The sequence below is a fragment of the Ruegeria sp. HKCCA4008 genome (assembly GCF_013033125.1).
Classification (GTDB): domain Bacteria; phylum Pseudomonadota; class Alphaproteobacteria; order Rhodobacterales; family Rhodobacteraceae; genus Ruegeria.
The window spans coordinates 445,687-468,548 of the sequence record NZ_WQDM01000001.1 but is presented as its reverse complement, the minus strand read 5'-3'; the positions used below and the strand labels follow the sequence as shown (position 1 = coordinate 468,548).

Here is a 22,862-nt window from a genome sequence, read left to right as displayed (position 1 = left end):
CTGTGCACAAGCGCTTACTTGTGCCGACTTCCGATAACCTTAACTTGGGCGCAGCACAGAATCTTGGAGCGTTGCACCCATGGCCTCGACCAATTCCTTCTCAAGCTACGGAAGTGTCGCAAAGACGTTTCACTGGCTCACCGCGTTGCTGATCTTCACGGCCCTGCCGCTCGGCTGGATCGCGGACAACCTGGCCCACGCCGTATTGCATGCCTCCACAGCCCCAAGCGAGGCCGAAATCGCACGCGCGGCGCGCATGTTCTCATTGCACAAAACCGTAGGCGTCACCGTGTTCTTCGTTGCTTTGGCTCGGATAATGTGGGCCTTCACGCAAACCAAGCCCGGCCTGCTGAATGCCGACAACAAGCCCGAGGCTTTTGCCGCCGAAACTGTCCACTGGCTTCTTTATGGGTCACTGGTGCTTGTGCCACTGACCGGTTGGGTGCACCACGCCGCAACCGAAGGGTTTGCTCCAATCCTCTGGCCCTTCGGCCAAAACCTGCCTTTTGTACCGAAATCAACTATTGTGGCCGAGGTGACAGGCGTTCTGCATTGGCTGTTCATGTGGACGCTCGTCGGCGCGCTGGTCCTGCATGTTGCCGGAGCGTTGAAGCATCACATCATAGACAAAGACAGCACGTTGCGCAGGATGTTGCCGGGTGGGTCGGACGCACCGGAGCCTCCGCACCAGCATCATTCCCTTGTGCCCGCCGTCTCCGCGGTGGCCGTTTGGGCGCTTGTCCTCACCGGTGGCTGGGTCTCCGGCGAATTTGCGCGTGAGGCCGACGATGATGACGCCGACGTCCAACTGGCCGAGGTGCAATCAGACTGGCAGGTTCAGAACGGCACCTTGTCCATTACGATCTCGCAATTGGGCAGCCCGGTCACCGGCTCGTTTTCCGACTGGACAGCCGCAATTGCTTTTGACGACCCGGCCGAGCCTGGCCCGGCCGGGTCCGTCGAGGTCACGATCGCAATAGGTTCTCTCAGCCTCGGAACCGTAACCGAACAGGCCATGGGTGCGGATTTCTTCAACAACGCCCAGTTTCCGACGGCCCAGTTCGCGGCTGACCTTTTCAAAACCGAAAGCGGATATGAGGCACGCGGACCACTGACAATCCGCGACAAGACGATCGATATCATACTACCGTTTTCACTGGACCTTCAGGACGACACCGCGACCATGACAGGCTCGGTTGATCTGAACAGGTTGGATTTCGGCATCGGCGCATCGCAGCCCACCGAAGATTCGCTCGGCTTCACCGTCACAGTCGCTGTGGAACTCGCCGCGTCCCGCAGTCAGTGATGCCAAATACATACCGCCGGTGACAGGATCACCGGCGGTTTTCGTGTTCGCCGTCTTGCGCTTATTCGGCTTTTTGCGCTTCGACCGAGATCTGCACCTGCACTTCGTCACTGACAAACGGTGCGAACTGGCCCAGATCAAATTCACTGCGGACAAGGGTCGTGGTGGCGTCGAAACCGGCCCATGGCTTGTTCGCCATTGGATGGGTATCAACCTTGTTCAGTTTGGCATCCAGAACAACGGATTTGGTCACGCCGTTCATGGTGAGGTCGCCGGTGATCTTGGCAGTGTTTTCACCGGTCACTTCGATACCCGTCGAGGTAAAGGTGATCAGATCGCCCTCGGTCGCACCAAAGAAATCCTCGGTCATGAAGTGATCTTCACGCGGCTTCCAACCGGTGAACATCTCCAATACCGGCATCGACACGCTCACGCTGGAAGCGGCGGGATTTTCCTGATCAAACATGATCTCGCCCTCAAAGCCCGAGAACATACCGGTTGTGGTTGAAAAGCCCAGGTGGTCATAGCTGAAGACAACCTGGCTGTGGCTCGGGTCCAGCACGTATTTCTCGGCGCTGGCGAATGCCGTGGTCGCCGATACGGCCAGTGCAGCAGCAAGAAGGGTGGATTTCATAACAATCTCCGCGTTTTTGTGAACGCAACCCGGTAGGGTTGCTCACAAACAAAATGTGTCGCCTGTCGGCGGCACACAACCTTTTTCGAGTCACAACATCTGTTCCTTTTTGAACAGAATAAAGTTCAGCCGAAAATTGTTACGCTCTTGCTCAGTTGCCCTTTCAGCGCTCGGCTGACATCCGCCGATTCAAGGGGCAGCTTCATCAAAAGGCTCCCGTCCACATCAAACAAGTGGACTTCGTTTTCTTCAAAACGCGCACCACCCAGCGATTCATAGCTGCGGCGCAGCACCGTCTGAGGGCGTCCGTCTTCGTTCTTTTGCAGAACACGGACTTCGCGGCGGATCGGGTCAAAATAGGCATCCGGGCGCTGATCAAGAACTTCAATTGTCAGCAAACTGACACCGACGATCAGAAACAGCATGGATGCCACCATCTTGATCGGCCAGACATCTGCGCCAACGATCGAACCCGGCATCAGCCACATCGAAAACGCCGAAAAGATCAAGAACGCTCCTACCAACCGCGCCAGGATCAAACGGGCCTTCCAGTTTGGCGCGAAGGCAATCATTACCGGCACCGAATGCTCAAAGCGCGAGCCCGCCGCCTCTTCCCGGTATGTGTTTGTATTGGTCGCGGTCATAACACTTCACCTTTTATCAGGTTACTGTCGAATTTCTGTTTGGTCCGGGTAACGTCCGGTATGCAAAACAACTTTGAGCCGAAAAGCGTCAGCATTTGGGCGGCCCAAAGGAAATTGGGCGGCGTCTCAAAGGCATATGTGGCGGGGCTTGCTCCTGCGGTTCAAACGTGTATACGGAGCCATCCTTCGCAATCAGATGAATCGCGCAGCCTCTCGTGGCAGGGTCGCGAAGGACCGAATGGCCCCGCCTATGAAATGCGCCTTGACATAAACAGGAGTGCACATGCCACTGTATGAGCATGTAATGATCGCGCGTCAGGATCTGTCCAACGCGCAGGCGGAAAGCCTCGTCGAACATTTCGGCACCGTTCTGGCTGACAACGGCGGCAAGCTTGTCGACAGCGAGTACTGGGGCGTCAAGACGATGGCCTACAAGATCAACAAGAACCGCAAGGGCCACTATGCCTTTATGAAGACCGATGCGCCCTCGGGTGCGGTTCAGGAAATGGAACGCCTGATGCGCCTGCATGATGACGTCATGCGCGTTCTGACCATCAAGGTTGACGGTCACGAAGACGGCCCGTCGGTTCAGATGCAGAAGCGTGACGAACGTGGCGACCGCCGCGAGCGTCGTTGATCACCGCCTGAGGAAAGGACACTAAACCATGGCCGCAAAACCATTTTTCCGCCGCCGCAAGGTCTGCCCGTTCTCGGGTGAGAACGCGCCAAAAATCGACTACAAGGACACCCGTCTGCTACAACGCTACATCTCTGAGCGCGGCAAGATCGTTCCTTCGCGCATTACCGCCGTTTCGGCGAAAAAGCAGCGTGAACTGGCCCGTGCTATCAAGCGCGCCCGCTTCCTCGCCCTGCTGCCCTACGCCGTGAAGTAAGGAGAGACTGACATGCAAGTTATCCTGCTGGAACGCGTTGCGAAACTGGGTCAGATGGGCGACGTCGTTGACGTCAAACCCGGCTACGCCCGCAACTTCCTGCTGCCGCAAGGCAAAGCCCTGAGCGCGTCCGAGGCCAATATCGCCTCGTTCGAAGCCCAGAAAGCGCAGCTTGAGGCACGCAACCTGGAAACCAAGAAAGAAGCTGAAGCGCTGGCTGAAAAGCTGGACGGACAGCAGTTCATCGTGATTCGCTCGGCATCGGATGCTGGCGCTCTGTACGGCTCGGTCACCCCGCGTGACGCCGCAGACGCTGCAACCGAAGCTGGTTTCACCGTCGACAAAAAGCAGGTTGTTCTGGTCAATCCGATCAAGGAACTGGGCCTGCACTCGGTTGCAGTCAAGCTGCACCCCGAAGTCGAAGTTGAAATCAAGATGAACGTGGCGCGTTCGGAAGAAGAAGCCGAGCTTCAGGCCTCGGGCAAATCGATCCAGGAACTGGCCGCCGAAGAAGAAGCAGCCGCTGAATTCGAGATCGCCGAACTGTTCGACGACATCGGCTCAGCTGCATCCGAGGACGAAGAGCTGGCTCCGGAAGCCGCTCCTGCCGAGGAAGACGAAGCCAAAGCCTGATCCGGCAAGGTTTCGAACACAACAAAGGCCGTGCTTCAAGCGCGGCCTTTTTTCTTGTCTCCGAGCCAAACCAGCAAATTTTAGCCCAACTCCATCCATAATCTTGCAGCTAAATACTCAGGCCATATCATTGCAACTCGAAACCCCGGAGAAACTTATGCCCCTGTTCACCCGTCGCAATCTCTTGGCACTCTTACTGACAGCCCCGTTGGTTGCCTGCGGTGCAGGAGAGGTATCCAAGGCGGAAACACAACAATTCAATCCTCCGCTCTATCCAAACGAAACGCCGGAACTTCGCGCGTCGATCAACAAATGGGCGGACCACTACGAGCTTCCGCGAGAGCTTGTTCACAAGCTTGCTATTCGTGAAAGCACGCATCGCCCCTGGGCGGTCAACCGGCCCTATTATGGGTTGTTGCAAATCCTTCCGGCCACCGCACGATCCATGGGATACACCGGAAACGCCAAAGGTCTGTTGGACGCGGACACCAACCTTGAGTTCGCCGGGAAATACCTTCGTGGCGCCTGGCTTCTGGCTGACGGCAACCAGGATCGGGCCATATTTCTTTATGCCAAGGGCTTTTACCCCGAGGCCAAAGCGCGCGGATTGTTGGTGGAAACTGGGCTGAAACCCGCCAACTGACGGTGATTAGCGTCAGAAAGCCGCGTGAAATTAGCACTTTTTGCCGAATAGTGACAAAAATGTTCTATTGAATGTCTCATTATTTGGAATTGCGCAGACAATTAGTACCTCGCCTTGTCATGTTTAGGAAAGTATGGTGTTCTGGCTCGGTGAGGTAAACGGGTTCCACTCTGTGTTATATGCATGCTCGACGACACCATCGGGCTGTAAGATGGGCCGCAGCTGGTAGGCACCACATGGAAATTGTCGATCTGAGCACTCTGCCGGATTCAGAAGTTCGATACACCGAATTTCTAAGGCAAATCTGTGAGAAGCATGATATGGATCATGCTGCTTATGCTGGCATGAACCCTGCTGCCGGCACGGTTGCCGGCTTTGTTACCTATGACGACGCCTGGAATGAGCACTACCAAAACCAGGGTCTGATCATGATTGATCCGACCATCCATATGGCCCGCCGCAGCATCGCGCCAGTGGATTGGAGCCGACTTGAGCGCAGCCCCGACTTCCAACGTGTATTCCGGGATGCCCATGATTTTGGATTGCCAAACCAAGGCGTTACAATTCCCGTGCGCGGTCCCTACGGAGATATCGGCCTGCTGAGCGCAACGCGCAATTGCAGCAAAGAGGAATGGCGCAAGCTATACACGCATGTCATCAGTGACTTGCAATCGATGGCAGTGCACATCCATGACAACGTGGTTTCCTCAGACGAATTGACCAGCGCGCTGTATCATCCAACACTTTCCAGACGTGAGACAGAGATCTTGCAGTGGGTTGCAGCAGGGAAATCGCAACAGGACATCGGCGATATTTTGTCCATTTCACACCGAACCGTAGAAGTGCACTTGCGTTCCAGTCGAGAAAAGCTTAGTGCGCTGACCACCCCTCAGGCCGTTGGCCGGGCGATTGCAATTGGGCTTATTACCCCAAGTTAAACAAAAAAAACGCAAAATTTCGCCAAAATACGGGAAACCCCCAATAGAAAAATCCCCTGTGTCCGGTAACGTCTAAGTTACCGAATAACCACTCGAAGGGGGAAGAAATGATCATCGTGGTAGATGGCCTGAACAGACATATGTTCAGCGAAGTTCTTGATGAAATGTTCGAGTTGAGAGCACGAGTTTTTGGCGAACGCCTGGGATGGGATGTCAACATTGAAGATGGTAGAGAGATCGACGAGTTCGATCACTTGGACCCGGCATATGTAATCGGACTCGACGATGAGGGGAATGTCGTCGCAGCCGTGCGTGCCCTCCAGACCACCGGACCACACATGTTGTCGGATGTCTTCTCGGCGATCCTTTGCGGCGAAGCACCACTTCGCAGTGCGACCATGTGGGAATCGACCCGGTTCTGCGTCGACACGCAACGGCTCACGCGTGGCAAAGAAAAGAACTCGGTCTCCTACGCGACTTGCGAGTTGATGATCGGATCTTTGGAATATGCGAAAAATGCAGGTATTCAGGACATCATCACCGTGATTGATCCGGTCATGGATCGGGTGTTGAAGCGTTCGAATTGCGCGCCTTACGACTACGTCGGTAAGACAGTTCCAATGGGCAAGGTTCACGCATTGGCCGCTCTGCTGGACTGCACCGAAGAACGCATCGCCGGCCTGCGTGAATTTGCGGGCATTCACAACGACGTCTTTATGGACGAAGAAGAAGCGTTAGCTCTGTTCGCCGCGAAGAAAGCCGCAGCACAGAACCCCGCGAACCAGGATCACAAACCACTCACCGATCTCGAGAAATATTTTGTGGAACAGATGAGCGCCGCAAAAACAGAAGCTGAACGGCAGGATGTTCTCAAGCTGATCGAAGCGCTAACGGATACGTTCACGCCAGAGCAGAGAACCGCTCTTTTGGAAACCCCCCGTGCTTTTGCTCATGAGGCCTGACCCCCTCACCTCATAGATACAAAAGCCACCCATGCGGAGCCGTCTGATTGCAGGCGGCTCCGTTTTTTGTCCCTTCTTCTGACGAAGGGAAGGAAGAGGATTACTCCTCTTCCAGTGCCTCAACGGCTTTCTGCAGGTCGTCCTTGCTGACTTCTTTGTCAGTGACCTGAGCCAGCTCCAACACGTAATCCACAACCTTGTCTTCAAAGATCGGGGCACGCAGCTGCTGTTGCATCTGCGCGTTCTGCTGAACGAACTCGAAGAACTGGCGTTCCTGACCCGGGTACTGACGTGCCTGGTTCATGATCGCCTGTGTCATCTCAGCGTCGGTAACTTCAACTTCGGCCTTCTGGCCCAGTTCAGCCAGCAACAGGCCCAGACGCACGCGGCGCTCGGCCAGCTTGGTGTGCTCGTCCGTGGGCTCGATCGGGTCATGGTCGTGGCTTTCGACTTCTGGGTTTTCTTCGTGCCACAGTTGATGCGCAATCTGCTTGGCTTCGGCTTCAACCAGCGACGGCGGCAGATCGAACGACACCTTCTCGTCCAGCGCATCCAGCAAAGCGCGCTTGATCACGGCGCGAGATGCACCTGCATATTCAGCTTCCAGGCGCTCTGCGATCTGGCTTTTCAGGGCTTCAAGATCTTCGGCACCGAATTTTTTAGCCAGTTCGTCGTTCACTTCCGCAGCAACCGGTTCTTTGACTTCCTTGATGGTGCAGGTGAAAACAGCGTCTTTGCCTGCCAGATGCTCGGCGCCGTACTCTTCAGGGAACGTAACGTTGACGTCCTTTACTTCTTCGGCTTTCGCGCCAACCAGTTGCTCTTCGAAGCCGGGGATGAAGCTGTTCGAGCCCAGTACCAGCGGGTAATCCTCTGCCGAACCACCTTCGAATTCCTCGCCGTCAACCTTACCGACGAAATCGAACACGATCTGGTCGCCGTCCTTGGCTTTTGACCCCTTGCGGCGCGCTTTAAAATCCTGAGCGGTTTCCGCCAGATTGTTCAGCGCTTCTTCAACGGCGGCGTCATCGGCCTTGACGATCAGCTTTTCCAGCTTGACCGATTTCAGATCAACTTCCGGGATCGCTGGCAGCGCCTCGTAAGACATGGCGACTTCTACGTCATCGCCTTCTTTCCAGTCCTCATTGGTCATCTTGACCTCGGGCTGAAGCGCGGGGCGATCACCACTGTCTTCGAAATGCTTGTTCATGGCGCCGTCGATGGTTTCCTGCATCGCCTCGCCCAACAGGCGCTGGCCGAACTGCTTTTTCAGCAGCGCCATCGGCACCTTGCCTTTGCGGAAACCTTTCATTTCGATTTCCGGCTGCGCTTCGGTCAGCTTTTCATTGACCTTCTCGTCCAGCTCGGCTGCTGACACAACGATGTTGTAGCCACGTTTCAGACCTTCGTTCAGCGTCTCGGTAACCTGCATTATGGTAGTCCCCATAGGATTCGGGGCGCGCAAATAGGGCGCGCCGGGCAAATTTGAAGCCTTCTATTTGCCCAGCCGCCCACGTGCAAGGGGCAAAGGCAGAATCCAGTGGTATTTGATCGCCAAAACCGCAAAAAAGAACGCCCCGGAAACCGGGGCGCTCGCACTTGTTCCAGCCAGACAATCAGAACTTCCAGCGTGCGCCCAGAACCCATGCTTCGTTGTTGTCGAATGACGAGCCGTCATCGAAATCGTGGTTGCGGTATTTCAGATAAACATCCGTGTTGATCGGCTCGACTTTTTGCACGACCGCGATACCCCAAGCTTTGGTGTCAGAACCGTTGCTCTGGAAATCCGAGCCATCATAATAGTCGATACCGACGCCGGTCTTGCCCCAAGACACCCAGTTGCCTTCGTACGAGATCTTACCGTACCAATAGTTCGGATCCGTGGCACCGGCCTGATCATCGTCGCGTGTACCGCCCGCAATCGTAAAGCCCAACCCGCTGGGAAGCAGGACGGAAGCGGAACCGATCGTATCTTTGCGATCCCCCGAATTGTTATCCCGGTCTCTTACCGAATAGGCAACGGCTGCAGCGAATTCCACACCACCGGCAAAGGTGTTTTCATAAAACAGACCGACATCGTAGTAATCGTCGTCGTCGCTGCTGGACAAAATGTTCTGACCATAAGCGAATCCGGCGGAAAAGCCGTTGAACGACGGCGTATCATACCGCACACGACCACGCCGCGCGCCATCAAAGTTGCTGGAACTGTCACCAACCGTAATACCGCTCAGCATTCCGGTCGTGTCGCGATAGAAGAACCCTGCGTTTTCATCGTTGGTAAACGAATACAGCGCGGTTCCGACATATGACAGATCAACCTCTGCGGCACCATCGGCGACCATGCTGCCCTGACCTGCCGAAAACTTGCCGTAGCCACCTTTCAGCGAGAAATCCACATGTCGAATGTCTTCGCGATTCCATCCATCTGCGTTGGTTCCGAATTGATCGGCAGACGCCGAACCCGGCAGGCCAAGGCCTGTTTCAAACCAAAACTGGAATTCGTTGCTTCCATATGGCTGCACAAGTCGCAGGCCAACACGGCTGTTCGACAGATCGTTGTCGAGAACACGGGTCTCGGTGTCCTGTCCGTCATCCACCGAGATCAAGGCGGGGTGCAACTGTCCATACAGCAGCACATATCCGCCACTATTGTTTTCGTATTTCATTTCCGCCACAGCCGGGATGGCGGTCGTCGCAGTCAGAACAGCGGCTACTGATATCGGTTTGATGTTAAGGGTCATTTCACTCACCATGAAAGGTTCGGGGTTCAGATACTGTCCATTTGTTTACGAACTGCGAGCGTTCCAGTGGCCCGCATTCGCTCCCTCGCAAACATTGCAAATTCGCAACATGGCATGTCAAAAAACAGGTCATTTCGCATTTTATATCATACAGTTACGAATCCATTCGAAAATCCGCGGCACCGTGTGCAAATAAATTGTGACGTCCAGCTATGCATCTGGCAAACATTCGGTCTGCATTGACGTGAAGCTTGACGGCGGATTTCCGCCGACTCGCCGGGAATTGAGCCGTTCCACGCCCAACGAACTCAAATATTCAACTTTCTGAAAACCTCCGGCACCTGTTCCGGCAAATCTTCCGCGATCAAACCCGGCCCGAACTGGCGCGCACATTCCACATGCAGCCACGCCGCAGTTTCCGCCGCCTGCATCGGTGCCAAACCTCGCGCCAACAACCCTGCGATGAATCCGGCCAGCACATCGCCGGACCCGGCCGTCGCCAACCAGGGGGCCGCTCTTTCGTAAACGGCCGAGTTCACCACGCACCGGCCATCCGGCGCAGCAATCACCGTGTCCGGGCCCTTGAACAGAACCACGCACCCAGCCCGTTTTGCGGCAGCACGCGTTGCGTCTACCTTGGAAAACGCCGGGCCTTTGGCCGGTTGCGCGTTCATCTGCGCGGCGATGTCCGGAAATACCCGAGCAAATTCCCCGCCATGCGGTGTCAGTACGCATTTGTCGTGCAATCGCGCGATCAGGGCGCCGGGATCCTCTGCAAAAGCTGACAAAGCATCCGCATCCAACACGGTCGCCCGCCGCGCAGCCAACGCCATCGGCACCAGCGCCTGCGCCCGCTCGAATCCCAGCGCAGGCCCAAGGCAGAGTGCATTCAGGCGCGTATCCTCAAGTATTTCAGTCATTCGATCAGCCCCATCAACCCGCTGCAACATGAGGGCCGTGATCTGGCTGGCCACCTCCATCTGCGCAGACGGCGGCACGCCCAGCGTCACCAGCCCCGCTCCAACCCGCAAAGCCCCCCGCGCCGCCAAACGCGCGGCCCCTGTTTTGCCCGAGCGCCCGGACAGGATCAAAGCATGACCATGTGAGTATTTGTGGCCAACCGAACCTTTCGACAGCTTCACCCCGTCAGCCTGGGTCGTGTGAACGATCTGACCGTCTTCCAGTGTTTCAAGCCCGATCGACTTGGTTCGGACCGCCCCGCAGGTCTCCGGACCATCGCACAGAACATGCCCAAGCTTTTTGCTGTGAAACGTCACCGTCATGTCCGCAACAATCGCCTGACCAAGAATGCGACCACTGTCGGCGCACAGGCCGCTTGGCGCGTCAATTGAAACGACCTTTACGCCTCGCTCTCGCAGCAGGGCTCTGACCGGCGCATTGGCCAGCATGGAGAACGCCCCTGCAAATGACCGGGTGAGACCCGTGCCAAAAACCCCGTCGACAACCAGATCAATGCTCTGTGGAAACCCAAGAACATCATCCGCCAACGGGGCGGAGTCGACAGCGAAGACGCGAACCTCGTTCTTTGCCCCCCATTTCTCATAATTCACCCGCGCATCCGGAGGCAGCTTTTCCGGGTCTCCATAAAGGAACACCTCAACCTCCCACCCCTGCTTCTGCAAAAGCCGCGCCACGACAAACCCGTCACCCCCATTGTTGCCCGGTCCGCACAGCACCACTGCGCGCAGCGGATCCTCTTCATCTGGCCCTAAATATCCCGGGGAGCGCGAGGGGCTGGCCCCTCGCCTGTCCAACACGGGCCATTCTTCGAAAATCGCGTCAACAACACCCCGCCCGGCCCGCTCCATCAGCTCCAGACCGGTCACGTCACCAGACTTGATGGCGGCCTGCTCAATGGCCCGCATCTGTGCCGCTGTCAGCAATTCCATCCTTTCACCCCTTGCTCGATTCAATTTTGATTACTTTTTGTGCAAGTCGCTCAAAAAATAGCACCCAGCCGTTTTTCCAAGCACCCCGACCCGCACGATATCGCAATCACATTGCCGCCCGATCTTAGACGTGATCACTGCCCCTGAGACAACCATTCAAGGTGAGCCGGGATGAAAAAGATCGAAGCGATCATCAAGCCGTTCAAACTGGACGAAGTGAAAGAGGCATTGCAGGATGTGGGCGTCCAGGGCCTCAGCGTCATCGAGGTCAAGGGCTTCGGTCGCCAGAAAGGCCATACCGAACTGTATCGCGGCGCCGAGTATGTCGTCGATTTTCTGCCCAAGGTTAAGGTCGAGGTCGTATTGGACGACGACCAGGTCGACGCCGCGATCGAAGCCATCGTATCGGCCGCCAAAACCGACAAGATCGGAGACGGCAAGATTTTCGTCTCGCCTGTCGACCAAGCCATTCGCATCCGGACCGGCGAGACCGGCTCGGAAGCACTCTAACTCACAACATTACTGACACATCTATCAGAAGGACCAAGGGAATGAGCGCAGAGGCAGTTCTCAATACAATCCGCGAAGAAGACGTCGCATATGTCGACATCCGCTTCACCGACGTGCGCGGCAAACTGCAGCACGTCACGGTGGACGTCGATCTGGTCGACGAAGACTTCCTGGAAGAAGGCTTCATGTTTGACGGCTCGTCCATTGCAGGCTGGAAATCGATCGAAAACTCGGACATGAAACTGATCGCCGACACGACTTCGGCTTACATCGACCCGTTCTATGCGGAGAAGACACTGTGTCTGCACTGCTCGATCGTTGAGCCCGACACCGGTGAAGCCTATGGCCGCGACCCGCGCGGAACCGCGCAGAAAGCCGAAGCCTACCTGAAGTCCAGCGGTATCGGTGACGTTGCCTATATGGGTCCCGAAGCTGAATTCTTCCTGTTCGATGACGTTCGTTTTTCCAACAGCATCAATAAAGTATCTTTCGAAGTTGATGCAACGGATGCGTCGTGGAACACCGACACCGAATACGAGATGGGCAACATGGGCCATCGTCCGGGCGTCAAGGGCGGCTACTTCCCGGTCAACCCCATCGACGAAGCGCAGGACCTGCGTTCGGAAATGCTGTCGACCATGAAACGTCTGGGCATGAAGGTCGACAAGCACCACCACGAAGTGGCCTCGTGCCAGCACGAGCTGGGTCTTGTCTTTGACAGCCTGACCAAGCAGGCCGATGAGCTGCAAAAATACAAGTACGTCATCCACAATGTCGCGCACGCCTACGGCAAATCGGCCACTTTCATGCCCAAGCCTGTCGCAGGTGACAACGGCACCGGCATGCACGTGAACATGTCGATCTGGAAAGATGGAAAGCCGCTGTTTGCTGGCGACAAATATGCCGACCTGTCGGACGAGGCGCTGTACTTCATCGGCGGCATCCTGAAACACGCCAAGACCCTGAACGCTTTCACCAACCCGTCGACCAACAGCTACAAGCGCTTGATCCCCGGGTTTGAAGCCCCCGTTCTGCGAGCCTATTCGGCACGTAACCGTTCGGGTTGTGTGCGTATCCCATGGACTGAAAGCCCCAAAGCCAAACGTGTCGAGGCGCGGTTCCCCGATCCGTCATCCAACCCCTATCTGGCGTTTGCCGCTCTGCTTATGGCTGGCCTGGACGGTATCAAGAACAAGATCAACCCCGGCGAAGCGATGGACAAGAACCTGTACGACTTGCCCGCCGAGGAACTGGCCGACATCCCGACCGTCTGCGGCAGCCTGCGTGAGGCTCTGGAAGCTCTGGCATCCGATCACGACTTCCTGCTTCAGGGCGATGTGTTCACCAAAGACCAGATCGACGGTTACATCGCACTTAAGATGGAAGAGGTGGAAACCTACGAGCACACTCCGCACCCGGTGGAGTACGGCATGTACTACAGCTGCTAAGCTGAGTAAGGAAACGATTTGGCAGGGCGCCCCTTCGGGCGCCCTTGTCATTTCTGCCCACACGGTTTGACGCGCCGCCGTTGATCCAACAAACTGGTGAGAACACTCCCGACCGGAGACGACAGCATGCCTTGCGATACCTCACCTTTCTCGAAATTCACAAACCTTGTGACATCCGAACAGGAGCTGAGGAGGATCTCTGGCCATCCGCTGCCACAGATCACTGCCAAGGAGGTGTCCTCCCTCGATCAAATGTGTCGCGATTTCATAGCGACCTCGCCCTTTTGCCTTATCGCTTCGGCCAGCACGGATGGGCATCTTGATGTTTCACCCCGTGGTGACCCGCCCGGCTTTGTTCAGGTGCTGTCCGATACCCTGATCGCGATCCCGGATCGGCCGGGAAACAAACGCGTGGATACGTTTCACAATGTTCTCAAGGATCCGCGCGTCAGCGTCCTGTTCTTTGTTCCCGGCAAGATGGAAACGCTCCGCATTCGCGGCACGGCCCGCATCTGTGCTGACCCCCGTTTGCTTGAAACCATGGCCATTGACGGGCACCCACCCAAACTGGCGCTGCTCATCCACGTCGAGACAGCATTTGCACACTGTCCCAAGTGTGTAATCCGCGCACATCTGTGGCAACCCGAAGACTGGCCGGATTCGACCCATCTGCCAAATATGAATGCGATGATGGTGAAACACGCCCGCATCAATGCCACGCCTGAGGAATGGTTCGAAACGCTCAGGAAAAAGGGCGAGTTGGACCTTTATTAACCGCTTTGCCCAAGACGCAGCCCACGCTAGGCTAACCGCAGATTTCAATTCCATCGGATTACGCCCATGTTTCGCCTTGCCACCATTCTTGCCCTTTCCCTGACGCCCCCGGTTCTGGCCGCACCCTGTGGCAACACCAGTGCTGGATTTGAGGCATGGAAGGCCGATTTTGCCAAACAGGCACGCAAGGCGGGAGTGAAAAAGAAAGGTCTGCAAGCGCTGTCCCAGACACAATATGCCACGCGCACCATCGCCGCGGACCGCAATCAAAAAAGCTTCAAATACTCGCTGGACAAATTCATGCGTGTCCGAGGGGCCGATACAATCGTCGCACAGGGGCGCAAACGCAAAGCCGCCAACCCGAACTATTATGCCGCCTTTGAGCGGCAATATGGTGTTCCTGCGGGTGTTCTGATCGCCATTCACGGCATGGAAACCGGCTTTGGCAATTTCATGGGCGACAGTCAGGTTGTTTCCGCAATCACAACACTGGCCTATGATTGTCGCCGGTCAGAGTTCTTTATTCCGCACGCAATTGGGGCACTGAAACTGGTCGACATGGGCAGTATCACAATGGCGACAAAAGGGGCAAAACATGGCGAACTGGGCCACACGCAATTCCTGCCAGGCAACGCCCTGACCTATGGTGTCGATGCTACGGGCGATCGGCGCGTGGACTTCTACAACATGACGGATGCATTGGCCTCAACCGCCAATTTCCTTCGCCAGAAAGGGTGGAAACCGGGACGCGGTTATCAACCCGGAGAACCAAATTTTCGCGTCTTGCAGCAGTGGAATGCTGCCTCGGTCTATCAGCAATCCATCGCAATAATGGCTGCCCGAATCGACAATTAGCCCCGCCGCACCGGCACCACGCGCCGCACCTGATTTCGCCACATTTCCGCCACAGTGACAAACAAAAGCCTTTAGTTGCTTGGTTTCCAAAGCGTAACCAATCGCTAGGAAATTTCACTTTTTTGCATTTTTCGCCAAATTCTCTCCAAGATGGGGTGCTAGTATTTGAATAACAGAACGCAGAAAAGGACGGGGCAGTGGCACGGAAGCACAGCTACCATGGCGGCCTGCAATTTGATGGCGACGCAACCGGCGCAATAGAGCGCTTTGGATCCATCGTTGCCACGACGCTGGAAGACTACGGTCATCTGGTCGAGCGCAAGGCCCTGCTCAGCGCGACCGAGGCCAGCATCGTCTCGAGCCAGTATCTTGTGCGGATGACTCTGGATACAGGCGCCTCCGGGCAGCAGGACCGCTACAAGCGCATGGATCGCGCCGCAGGGTTGAAAACCATAACAAAGCCCCGCGTGTCGCATCCCCAAAACAGGTTGGTGCTGACAATTACGCCAGTCTCGCCACTTTTGGACGACGCCGAGATTTCGGAACTGATGCTGGTGGTCACTCTGTATCGCATGGTCGATATCTGTTCGACCCGACGGGTTGAATGGTTGTCGCCGCACACGGTTCTTACAGTCGAGCACTTCATGAGCGCCTTTGACACCCTGACACCAAGCCGAACAAGCCGGGATCGAAAGCAGATCTTTCAATCACTGACCGGACAGTTCGCCGGGATGCAGCAGTCTGAACAGGATGACACGATCACTGCCCTACACTCTCCTGCCGCGCGTCCGATTCAACTGACCGACGAACAATTGCTCAGCATTGCGTTCCGAAGCGACGAGGCAGACCTGCCCGCCCAGATGGACGCGCGCGGGGCCATCGCGGATAATGATGACAAGCCAAGCGACATCCTGCGCCTCAGCAGTTGGTGCATGACCGGAGTTTTGGCCAGCATTTCAGCGCCAATTGCCGTATCGATGGCCGCAGTCAACCTGATCCGGGGCGAGGATTTCCGCCTGAACACACAGGTGCTTGTGCTCACATTCGCCATTGTCGCGCTGAACGCCAGCAACGCGTTGGCTGATGTTGCGGGTGCCTTGGGCATGTAAAAGAATTATCGAAGACCCTCCTAGGAGGCCCCGCCATCAGGCGGGGTTTTCCGTTTTTGGGATCGCGTTTGCGGCCAGAACGTATGTGTGGATGGAAAACACGACCGCGTTGGTTTTCGGCAAACGCAACAACGTCTGCCGCTCGCTTCGCAGATAAGACGCCTGACGCCGGTCCCGTATTTCGCGCGGCTCACTGGCACTGCGAGGTTGGAACAACTCCGGGTCTTCGTACCACAGGGCGTTGAAGCGCCACAGCGGGCGACCGGGTTGAATACCGTCAAACAGCCTCTGTACCCGTTTCGCGACATTGGCGTCATAGCTTTCCACGGGCACGTGGATATCAATCAGCGGCCGCATGAATTTCTCGGACAAGCGCCAACTGGCAGGAAAACACAGAATGGCACCCGTCAGAACATGCTCATTTCCCCGTTTCTGAAGAATGCAGAAGTCCTCCTGCACCAGCCTGCACAGCGTATCAAGCGGTCGGTCGCGGTCGATCGCGACGGATATACCATCCGGCCTTGCGGCCTCTGCCCCGGCCGTGGGATATGTCTGCATCAGCACCAGATCCAGCAACTCTTGCGCGGCAGGTTTGGCCCCAGGATCAAGCGCAAGAACATCGTCGCGCCGTTCAGCCAGAATTTCTTCGCGACGCCGCATCTGGTCGGCAAAAGCCTCATCCTTATGCAGCCAGTTTTCCATGGTTGCCGCTTGAATACCCGGCAAAGCGCGTGGGTTTTCGACATCATACGGGATCTTGTTTTGCAGAATACGAGTCATGCCGGGGGCTTAGCATGCGCAGCTTTTCTTGTCGGTCGAAAACGACAACCTCGCCGTCGCATTTTTCTCAGACGATTGGTCGTGGCGGATGAATTGTAATTGGAACAAGCAACGAGGCCAGCCATGAACCAGCACTACCGAGACACGCGCAAGATTGACCCCAGCCGTGGCACGACATTGGGCGATGGTACGCCAAACGAAAATGACCGGATCGAGATTGGCCCGACGCAGCTTGCGTTTGACGAGTGGACCGCTGCGGGGCTGGAACTTCCCAATCTGGCCCGGATGCGGGAACACCGCTGGAAGCGGCTGACACAGGCCGTCGTGGATCGCGGCTATGGCGGTTTGCTGATTTTTGACCCGCTGAATATCCGCTATGCCACCGACAGCACGAATATGCAGCTGTGGAACACCCACAATCCGTTTCGGGCGGTTTTGCTGTGTGCGGATGGCTATATGGTGATCTGGGATTACAAGAACTCCCCCTTCCTCAGCACCTTCAACCCACTTGTGCGCGAGCAGCGCTCGGGCGCTGACCTGTTTTACTTCGACCGGGGCGACAAGGTTGACGTGGCCGCGGATGTGTTCTCGAACGAAGTACGCGTACTGATCGAAGAACACGGCGGCGGCAACATGCGCCTGGCCGTCGACAAGATCATGCTGCACGGATTGCGCGCGCTCGAGGCGCAAGGGTTCGACATCATGGAAGGCGAAGAGCTGACCGAGAAGACCCGCGCCGTCAAAGGGCCCGACGAAATCCTGGCCATGCGCTGCGCCAGCCATGCCTGCGAAACTGCGGTTGCCGAAATGGAACGGTTTGCCCGTGCCAATGTCGGCGACGGCAAGACCTCGGAAGATGATATCTGGGCTGTCCTTCACGCCGAAAACATCAAGCGTGGCGGTGAGTGGATCGAAACCCGTCTGCTGGCTTCGGGCCAGCGCACCAACCCGTGGTTTCAGGAATGTGGCCCGCGGATCACCCAGCAGAACGAGATCATCTCGTTCGACACCGACCTGATCGGTTCTTACGGGATTTGCATCGATATTTCCCGCAGTTGGTGGATTGGCGATCAGAAGCCGCGCGAGGACATGATCTATGCCATGCAACACGCCCATGAACACATCATGACCAATATGGAGATGCTCAAGCCCGGCGTGATGATCCCCGAACTGACCGCAAATTCCCACAGGCTGGACGAGAAGTTCCAGGCGCAGAAATATGGCTGTCTGATGCACGGCGTCGGGCTTTGCGATGAATGGCCGCTGGTTGCTTATCCGGACAAGGCGGTTGAAGGGGCCTATGATTATCCGCTGGAACCCGGAATGGTCCTGTGTGTCGAAGCCTGCGTGGGCGAAGTGGGTGGCGATTTCAGCATCAAGCTGGAGGATCAGGTTCTCATAACCGAAGACGGATATGAAAACCTGACGAAATACCCCTTCGATGCCCGGTTGATGGGGCTCGAGTGAGGCCGGCGCCTCATTCTGACCAATGAGACCGGCGCACGTTGCCGTGCCAGTCTTCGACAGTTGGACTTACCTGAGCCTGCGGCCCGCTGAAAACTGCGGGCCGGGATTGCCCGACGGCAAAACCCACGAGGCCAGCCAGAACAATCGCCATGACTGTACCGGGAAGTATCTTTGGAAGGTGTGCGGCAGCGTCTGCATGTGCCATCTGCGTCTCCTTTATCAATTGCTGTAGGCCGTAGATGGGCCTGATTGCGACATAAGTGAAACGAATGTTTGTTCGGTTTTGCATCACACACATTGATGGAGCGCCAAACACCCCCAATTAGCGGCCACGCCTGTCACCGCCCGTGGCATCTTTCGGATTGCAAGACGCTCGCTTGGTTCTCACCTTCCCGTGACGCGTTTGACATAAGGGTTGTGACCCGGCGGGCTTGACCACAGTATTGGGGATGTTTCCCCGAACCGTTCAAGGAGCCGACATGCCCACGGAACGCATCACTTTTGCCGGACATGACGGCAGCCAATTGGCCGCGCGGCTGGATTTGCCGGATGGTCCGGTCCTTGCGACGGCCCTGTTTGCCCATTGCTTCACCTGTTCCAAGGACATACCTGCGGCCCGGCGCATTTCGGCCCGCCTGGCGGCCATGGGAATTGCAGTGCTTCGGTTCGACTTTACCGGCCTGGGTCATTCCGAAGGAGAATTCGCCAACACGACCTTCACGTCGAATGTCGAGGACCTGATCTCGGCCGCGCAATATCTGGCCGGACGAAACATGGCCCCTGCCCTGCTGATCGGTCACTCGCTTGGCGGTGCGGCGGTTTTGCGGGCGCGTGCCGGAATTCCGACAGTCAAGGCTGTGGTCACCTTGGGCGCACCGGCGGATCCCGGCCACGTGTCCCATCATTTCGAGGATGCCCTGCCCCAGATCGAACAGGAGGGCAGCGCCGAGGTCACCTTGGGCGGGCGCCCGTTTCGAATTGGCAAAGCGTTCGTGGATGACATTGCGGGATCGGCCCTGTCTGCCTCGATCGCTGATCTCAAAGCCGCTCTGCTGATACTGCACGCCCCTCGGGACGAAACGGTCAGTATAGACAACGCAAGCACCATCTTCCTGGCTGCAAAGCATCCAAAAAGCTTCGTCACCCTCGACGATGCCGATCACCTGATCACACGGGCCTCTGATGCTGAATACGCCGCGGATGTCATCTCGGCTTGGGTCTCGCGCTATCTGAAACTTTGCCCCCCCGCGCCACCCCCGGGTGCGCCGGAAGGTGTCGTTCGCGTGACAGAGGCGGATCCGAATGGCTTCATGCAGGATATTCAGGCCGGCCCGCACCATCATGCGGTTGCGGATGAGCCTGCCTCTTATGGCGGCACGGATAAGGGCATGTCGCCTTATGGCTTTGTCTCATCCGGCCTCGGCGCCTGCACGTCCATGACGATAAGGATGTATGCGCGCCGCAAAAAATGGCCGCTGACCAGTGTCAGCGTCGATGTCTGCCATGACAAAGTTCATGCTCAGGATGCCGGTTTGGCAAATGAGGGCAAAGTGGATCAGTTCCGCCGCAAAATCCGCCTGAGCGGCCCGCTTGATCAGGAACAAAAACAGCGCCTGCTGGAAATCGCAGACAAATGCCCGGTTCACCGGACACTTGAAGGTTCGGCGCATATTACGACCGAACTTCTTACCTGAGAAAAGGCCGCCGGACAGGCGGCCTTTTGACTATCTGCGGCGTGGTGCCGGACGATGGATTGGTGGCCGCGCGGCCGGTGGCCGGGCCACCGGGGGTCGCGGCCGCGCAGGCGGTTTGGCAACCGGCGGATTCGGACGCTCGGGACGCACGGGTCGATCTGGGCGGTCCGGGCGGTCGATATCAACATTCACATCGACATCGCGATAGTAATCGTTCCACAGCATCGAGTCATAGAACGGGTCATACCCGTATCCAACGCCGACCGTTACGCCGTCACAGGCCGACAACGTCAAAGTCGCGGCCCCCAGCCCCAATGCAAGGGAAATCCGTTTGATCAGTTCAACGCGCATCTTGCCCCCTCACAGAAGCGACTGGAACGACGCGAAAACGGCGTTCAAATCTTCGGCGAAATCCGGGTCTGCCCCGTCCCGCAGGATGGCAACAGCTATGGCGACACGGTTGCGCGGCAAATCAATGACAGTGGCCGTGAAGTTTACCCCCTTGCCATCCCGGCGCCCCGTCCCCCGAAAGACCCGGGCGGGCAACCCGCCGATGCGGATGTCGCTGGTGCTGGTAAGGGTCGGGTCTTTGACCAGAAATTTGTCGATGTCCTGCAAGTAGCGGACCCCATCCTGAATGGTTGCAACCCCTGAAGGCGAAACAAACCCCATCCAGACGTTGTCGTCCGTTACGGGGCGCAGCCCCATGACCCGGGCCACCGCACGCGGATCATCCAACCCGGTGTCTTCGATCTCACGCGGGCCACCAGTGCGCAGCACCCAGAAATCGGGCACGTCGAACCGAAACAGGGCGCGACCATCCTCGGTATATGTCACCGGAGTGTCGGCCAGTGCTGTTCCTGCCCCACCCAGCCAGACAGCGGCGCAAGCGGCAAGAATTGGAGATGATAAAAAACGCATATCTCAATAACCTGATGATTTCTTCGCCCTCAGCTTGACCGCTCAAGGCGCGACTTGTCCAGCACTGCGTTGCGAAGACCCAGGAAAACCGCGTTCAGGTATTTGCCTTCCCCACAAATGTCACCTGAGTCTTGCAAACATCACGCTCCAATCTTTCAGACAAATACATGAATTCTATTTCGCATAGACCCCGACGGTCTGGCCGCCCGCATCATCAACGAAACGGATCGCGTCCCCATTTCGCCAGACGTCTTAGCAGGCCCACAAATCGGCAGGTGGCCATGTCGAGCAGTATTGATCCCCTCTCACCGCCCAGCGCCCGACACTGGGCCCGCCCGAGAAATACTGCGTGGTCATGCTGGCTTCGAAAACCTGCCAAACACCCGCACCGTATTCCAGCTTCTTGCCCGCCAAGGCTGACAGGATTTCCTCTCCGGACAGTTTCTGGAAGTCTCCGGCCACCAAAACACCCGGCCAAAGGGCGAAAATCAGGGCAAACCGTCTCATACCTGCTCTCACATCTTGTTCCCTTGCGCACAGGCGGCTAAACCCCGCGCCAACGCCTCATCCCAATCACATAAAGGTGCTGCCGCCAATGATTCCCCGTTATTCCCGTCCTGACATGGTTGCCATCTGGTCGCCCGAAACCAAGTTTCGCATCTGGTACGAAATCGAGGCGCATGCCTGCGATGCCATGGCCGATCTGGGCGTGATCCCGCGTGAGAATGCAGAAGCCGTCTGGAAAGCCAAGGATGTGGAATTCGACGTCGCGCGCATCGACGAGATCGAAGCCGTGACCAAGCATGACGTCATCGCCTTTCTGACCCATCTCGCCGAACATGTCGGCAGTGAAGAGGCCCGGTTCGTGCACCAGGGCATGACCAGTTCGGACGTGTTGGACACCTGCTTCAACGTCCAGCTGACACGCGCGGCGGACCTTCTGATCGCCGATCTCGAAGGGCTTTTGGCAGCGCTCAAGCGCCGCGCGTTTGAACACAAGGACACGGTTCGCATCGGCCGCAGCCACGGCATCCACGCAGAGCCCACGACAATGGGCCTGACCTTTGCCCGGTTCTATGCCGAGATGGACCGCAACCTGTCCCGTATGCGCGACGCCCGAGCGGAAATCGCAACCGGGGCCATCAGCGGTGCCGTCGGCACATTTGCCAATATCGATCCCGCCGTCGAGGAACATGTCTGTGACAAACTGGGCCTTGTGCCCGAACCGATCAGCACCCAAGTGATCCCGCGTGATCGCCATGCGGCCTTCTTTGCAACGCTTGGCGTCATCGCCAGCAGCATCGAAAACATCGCCATCGAAATCCGCCACATGCAGCGGACCGAGGTTTTGGAGGGCGCGGAATTCTTCTCGATGGGCCAGAAAGGCTCGTCCGCCATGCCGCACAAGAAAAACCCGGTACTGACCGAGAACCTGACCGGGCTGGCCCGCATGGTACGCGCGGCAGTGATCCCGGCAATGGAGAATGTCGCGCTCTGGCATGAACGCGACATCTCGCATTCCTCGGTCGAGCGCATGATCGGACCGGATGCCACGATTACACTGGATTTTGCGCTGGCCCGTCTGACCGGTGTGATCGACAAGATGCTGATCTTCCCCGAAAACATGCTGGAAAACATGAACAAATTTCCCGGTCTTGTCATGAGCCAGCGTGTTCTTCTGGCTCTGACCCAGGCAGGGGTCAGCCGTGAGGACGCCTATGCCATGGTCCAGCGCAACGCGCTGAAGGTTTGGGAACACCGCACCGATTTCAAACAGGAACTGCTGGCGGACGCCGATGTAACTGCCGCGCTCAGCCCCGAAGAAATCGAAGAGAAATTTGACCTCGGCTATCACACCAAACACGTTGATACGATCTTCGCCCGGGTATTCGGCGAATAACGTAGGTCTCGACGCCGCCTTCCCACGGCCCGGTCTGCATTTCACAGGCCGGGCCTTGTTTTTTGCCAGACTGCCCGAAATCGGTTATTCTGTGGATGAT

Annotated in this window: 25 protein-coding genes; 15 read left to right on the top strand and 10 right to left on the bottom strand. The window is 56.9% G+C overall.

The genetic code is table 11. The annotated features are described in order from the left end of the window. Positions 1 to 79: 79 nt before the first annotated feature. On the top strand, positions 80 to 1,306 hold the full coding sequence (locus GOW60_RS02315; RefSeq protein WP_171228091.1) for a cytochrome b/b6 domain-containing protein: 1,227 nt from the start codon (positions 80 to 82) through the stop codon (positions 1,304 to 1,306). Between the two features lie 61 nt (positions 1,307 to 1,367). Here the strand turns inward: GOW60_RS02315 and GOW60_RS02310 are convergent, their stop codons facing one another. Further along, entirely contained in the window at positions 1,368 to 1,940 is a 573-nt protein-coding gene (locus GOW60_RS02310; RefSeq protein ID WP_152458333.1) for a YceI family protein, read from the bottom strand. Positions 1,941 to 2,065: 125 nt separating this feature from the next. After that, positions 2,066 to 2,584, bottom strand: coding sequence for a hypothetical protein (locus GOW60_RS02305; protein ID WP_171167615.1), 519 nt, complete (start codon positions 2,582 to 2,584; stop codon positions 2,066 to 2,068). Positions 2,585 to 2,867: 283 nt separating this feature from the next. On the opposite strand from GOW60_RS02305, the gene rpsF reads away from it, so the two are divergent. The 6 genes from rpsF (at position 2,868) to GOW60_RS02275 (ending at position 6,653) form a co-directional block, all read left to right on the top strand. Next, on the top strand, positions 2,868 to 3,221 hold the full coding sequence (gene rpsF / locus GOW60_RS02300) for a 30S ribosomal protein S6 (protein ID WP_170343918.1): 354 nt from the start codon (positions 2,868 to 2,870) through the stop codon (positions 3,219 to 3,221). Between the two features lie 28 nt (positions 3,222 to 3,249). Next, positions 3,250 to 3,477, top strand: a complete 228-nt coding sequence (rpsR, locus tag GOW60_RS02295) for a 30S ribosomal protein S18 (protein ID WP_005608650.1) — start codon at positions 3,250 to 3,252, stop codon at positions 3,475 to 3,477. Positions 3,478 to 3,489: 12 nt separating this feature from the next. Then, positions 3,490 to 4,110: a 50S ribosomal protein L9 gene (gene rplI, locus GOW60_RS02290; protein WP_171228090.1), complete on the top strand. Its 621-nt coding sequence runs from the start codon at positions 3,490 to 3,492 to the stop codon at positions 4,108 to 4,110. Between the two features lie 157 nt (positions 4,111 to 4,267). Then, a complete protein-coding gene (locus GOW60_RS02285) occupies positions 4,268 to 4,753 on the top strand; it encodes a lytic transglycosylase domain-containing protein (RefSeq protein WP_171228089.1) in 486 nt (161 codons plus the stop codon). Between the two features lie 236 nt (positions 4,754 to 4,989). Continuing rightward, positions 4,990 to 5,691: an autoinducer binding domain-containing protein gene (locus GOW60_RS02280; protein WP_152458337.1), complete on the top strand. Its 702-nt coding sequence runs from the start codon at positions 4,990 to 4,992 to the stop codon at positions 5,689 to 5,691. A gap of 107 nt (positions 5,692 to 5,798) precedes the next feature. Next, positions 5,799 to 6,653, top strand: coding sequence for an acyl-homoserine-lactone synthase (locus GOW60_RS02275; RefSeq protein ID WP_171228088.1), 855 nt, complete (start codon positions 5,799 to 5,801; stop codon positions 6,651 to 6,653). A gap of 100 nt (positions 6,654 to 6,753) precedes the next feature. Here GOW60_RS02275 and tig read toward each other — a convergent pair whose 3' ends face one another. The 3 genes from tig to GOW60_RS02260 all read right to left on the bottom strand — a co-directional run bounded on the left by tig (position 6,754) and on the right by GOW60_RS02260 (position 11,304). Further along, a complete protein-coding gene (gene tig / locus GOW60_RS02270) occupies positions 6,754 to 8,085 on the bottom strand; it encodes a trigger factor (RefSeq protein ID WP_171228352.1) in 1,332 nt (443 codons plus the stop codon). A gap of 184 nt (positions 8,086 to 8,269) precedes the next feature. Next, positions 8,270 to 9,394, bottom strand: a complete 1,125-nt coding sequence (locus GOW60_RS02265) for a porin (RefSeq protein ID WP_171228087.1) — start codon at positions 9,392 to 9,394, stop codon at positions 8,270 to 8,272. Between the two features lie 308 nt (positions 9,395 to 9,702). Then, complete coding sequence (locus tag GOW60_RS02260; RefSeq protein ID WP_171228086.1) at positions 9,703 to 11,304, bottom strand: NAD(P)H-hydrate dehydratase; 1,602 nt, start codon at positions 11,302 to 11,304, stop codon at positions 9,703 to 9,705. 171 nt (positions 11,305 to 11,475) lie between these two features. Between GOW60_RS02260 and GOW60_RS02255 the strand changes: the two genes are divergently transcribed. From GOW60_RS02255 to GOW60_RS02235, 5 genes are all read left to right on the top strand, one after another. Next, complete coding sequence (locus tag GOW60_RS02255) at positions 11,476 to 11,814, top strand: P-II family nitrogen regulator (protein ID WP_152458342.1); 339 nt, start codon at positions 11,476 to 11,478, stop codon at positions 11,812 to 11,814. Between the two features lie 41 nt (positions 11,815 to 11,855). Then, the gene (glnA, locus tag GOW60_RS02250) at positions 11,856 to 13,262 is read left to right on the top strand and encodes a type I glutamate--ammonia ligase (RefSeq protein ID WP_171228085.1); all 1,407 of its coding nucleotides are present in this window, start codon (positions 11,856 to 11,858) and stop codon (positions 13,260 to 13,262) included. Positions 13,263 to 13,388: 126 nt separating this feature from the next. Beyond that, the gene (locus GOW60_RS02245; protein WP_171228084.1) at positions 13,389 to 14,036 is read left to right on the top strand and encodes an MSMEG_1061 family FMN-dependent PPOX-type flavoprotein; all 648 of its coding nucleotides are present in this window, start codon (positions 13,389 to 13,391) and stop codon (positions 14,034 to 14,036) included. 66 nt (positions 14,037 to 14,102) lie between these two features. Then, positions 14,103 to 14,891 carry a lytic transglycosylase domain-containing protein gene (locus tag GOW60_RS02240; RefSeq protein WP_171228083.1) on the top strand — a complete coding sequence of 263 codons (789 nt, stop codon included), beginning with the start codon at positions 14,103 to 14,105 and terminating at the stop codon, positions 14,889 to 14,891. 197 nt (positions 14,892 to 15,088) lie between these two features. Continuing rightward, positions 15,089 to 16,000 carry a hypothetical protein gene (locus tag GOW60_RS02235; RefSeq protein ID WP_171228082.1) on the top strand — a complete coding sequence of 304 codons (912 nt, stop codon included), beginning with the start codon at positions 15,089 to 15,091 and terminating at the stop codon, positions 15,998 to 16,000. Positions 16,001 to 16,036: 36 nt separating this feature from the next. On the opposite strand, the gene GOW60_RS02230 is transcribed toward GOW60_RS02235, so the two are convergent. Continuing rightward, positions 16,037 to 16,780 carry a DUF3445 domain-containing protein gene (locus GOW60_RS02230; protein WP_171228081.1) on the bottom strand — a complete coding sequence of 248 codons (744 nt, stop codon included), beginning with the start codon at positions 16,778 to 16,780 and terminating at the stop codon, positions 16,037 to 16,039. 123 nt (positions 16,781 to 16,903) lie between these two features. Here GOW60_RS02230 and dddP point away from each other — a divergent pair, with 123 nt between their 5' ends. Further along, the gene (gene dddP / locus GOW60_RS02225) at positions 16,904 to 18,247 is read left to right on the top strand and encodes a dimethylsulfonioproprionate lyase DddP (RefSeq protein WP_171228080.1); all 1,344 of its coding nucleotides are present in this window, start codon (positions 16,904 to 16,906) and stop codon (positions 18,245 to 18,247) included. A 10-nt stretch (positions 18,248 to 18,257) separates the two neighbouring features. Here the strand turns inward: dddP and GOW60_RS02220 are convergent, their stop codons facing one another. Next, positions 18,258 to 18,452, bottom strand: a complete 195-nt coding sequence (locus GOW60_RS02220) for a hypothetical protein (RefSeq protein WP_152458349.1) — start codon at positions 18,450 to 18,452, stop codon at positions 18,258 to 18,260. 274 nt (positions 18,453 to 18,726) lie between these two features. On the opposite strand from GOW60_RS02220, the gene GOW60_RS02215 reads away from it, so the two are divergent. Beyond that, positions 18,727 to 19,941, top strand: a complete 1,215-nt coding sequence (locus GOW60_RS02215) for a bifunctional alpha/beta hydrolase/OsmC family protein (RefSeq protein WP_152458350.1) — start codon at positions 18,727 to 18,729, stop codon at positions 19,939 to 19,941. A gap of 30 nt (positions 19,942 to 19,971) precedes the next feature. Here GOW60_RS02215 and GOW60_RS02210 read toward each other — a convergent pair whose 3' ends face one another. The 3 genes from GOW60_RS02210 to GOW60_RS02200 all read right to left on the bottom strand — a co-directional run bounded on the left by GOW60_RS02210 (position 19,972) and on the right by GOW60_RS02200 (position 21,369). After that, on the bottom strand, positions 19,972 to 20,292 hold the full coding sequence (locus GOW60_RS02210; RefSeq protein WP_171228079.1) for a hypothetical protein: 321 nt from the start codon (positions 20,290 to 20,292) through the stop codon (positions 19,972 to 19,974). A gap of 9 nt (positions 20,293 to 20,301) precedes the next feature. Then, positions 20,302 to 20,862 (bottom strand): hypothetical protein, encoded by a 561-nt coding sequence (locus GOW60_RS02205; protein WP_171228078.1) that lies wholly within the window; start codon positions 20,860 to 20,862, stop codon positions 20,302 to 20,304. A gap of 252 nt (positions 20,863 to 21,114) precedes the next feature. Next, on the bottom strand, positions 21,115 to 21,369 hold the full coding sequence (locus GOW60_RS02200) for a hypothetical protein (RefSeq protein WP_171228077.1): 255 nt from the start codon (positions 21,367 to 21,369) through the stop codon (positions 21,115 to 21,117). Positions 21,370 to 21,457: 88 nt separating this feature from the next. Here GOW60_RS02200 and purB point away from each other — a divergent pair, with 88 nt between their 5' ends. Next, positions 21,458 to 22,762 (top strand): adenylosuccinate lyase, encoded by a 1,305-nt coding sequence (purB, locus tag GOW60_RS02195; protein ID WP_171228076.1) that lies wholly within the window; start codon positions 21,458 to 21,460, stop codon positions 22,760 to 22,762. The last annotated feature ends 100 nt before the right edge of the window (positions 22,763 to 22,862 follow it).